Source organism: Planktothrix paucivesiculata PCC 9631 (assembly GCF_900009265.2).
GTDB classification, from domain to species: Bacteria; Cyanobacteriota; Cyanobacteriia; order Cyanobacteriales; family Microcoleaceae; genus Planktothrix; species Planktothrix paucivesiculata.
This window is the reverse complement of record NZ_LR735073.1, coordinates 1-1,239: the sequence shown is the minus strand read 5'-3', so window position 1 is coordinate 1,239 and position 1,239 is coordinate 1. Positions and strand designations below refer to the sequence as shown.

1 protein-coding gene is annotated in these 1,239 nt (G+C 38.4%); it reads left to right on the top strand.

Annotated features, from left to right (window positions below):
• Positions 1-332 precede the first annotated feature (332 nt).
• Complete coding sequence (locus tag PL9631_RS25630) at positions 333-1,082, top strand: M10 family metallopeptidase C-terminal domain-containing protein (RefSeq protein ID WP_083624811.1); 750 nt, start codon at positions 333-335, stop codon at positions 1,080-1,082.
• The last annotated feature ends 157 nt before the right edge of the window (positions 1,083-1,239 follow it).

The window sequence follows — 1,239 nt, the reverse complement described above, 5'->3', positions numbered from 1 at the left end:
AAGCCTATGAATCCGTTACTTTAGGAGAACCCGGCACAGGAGTGCTAGAGGCTCAAAAAGTAGCGATAGAGGGCATTTGAGGATTTTCGGAGATGTCTATTGTATTTGGCAAGGGAATGGCCAAAAGCTGTAAAATTACAAAATTGTAATCCAAACAGCATTATTCTTGTAATTTTCATAACCGTTAATATTACACAAGGTAAGTTGTTAGTTAGAGCTAACCCAAACTTTTAAAGTAGCAATCCCTGGATTTAGGGGTGTTGTTCGAGTAGTTGAAATTTAAAAAGTAACTAGCAACTCAACTCAAAAACTTAATTAAGGGAGATTTTACTATGGCTATCGACACAGAATCAACACTTCTCAAAAATCCCCAAAATTCCCTAATTCCGGGAAATGTTCCCAATAATCAAGGGAATAACAAACCAGCTAATAATCCGCCATTGCCTCCCAATCAAGGCAATAATAAACCATCTAATAATCCGTTATTACCTCCCAATCAAGGCAATAATAAACCATCTAATAATCCGTTATTACCTCCCAATCAAGGAACTAACGAACCCGCGAATAATCCGCCATTGCCTCCCAATCAAGGAACTAACGAACAACCTAATAATCCGCCATTACCTCCGAATCAAGATGATATTTTGACGGGAACTACTGGAAATGATTATTTAACAGGTTATCGAGGAAATGATGTCCTTGTGGGAAATTCTGGGGACGATATTCTGTTAGGAGGACGGGGAATTGACTCCTTGACTGGCGACGATGGTAATGATTTATTAGATGGTGGGGGTGGGAAAGATATTCTCACTGGTGGCGCTGGTGTTGATACCTTTGTATTGACAGGTAAATTTAGCTATCCTAATGCTAATTTTGCAGATGTTATTATGGATTTTCAGCCTGGAACTGATCGCATTTTGCTCAAGGGTGTCGAGGATATTTCTAATCTAAATATCGTTCAAGGTACTGGTATTTATGCTAATGATACTATCGTCAATATTGGGAATACCGGACAAGTTTTAGCTGTCTTTAAAGGAGTGGTATCTACAAACATTAATTCTTCCGATTTTACTCTGGGTTAACTATTTTTAACTCTTGATGTTCAGACCTCTGGCAACACTAACTAAAACCATCATTATTCTGTTTATTATAATGATGGTTTGAATAACAGGACTTACGCAAAACAACCATATCTAGTAGGGGCGAACGGCCGTTCGCCCCTACAGATGGTGTATAATT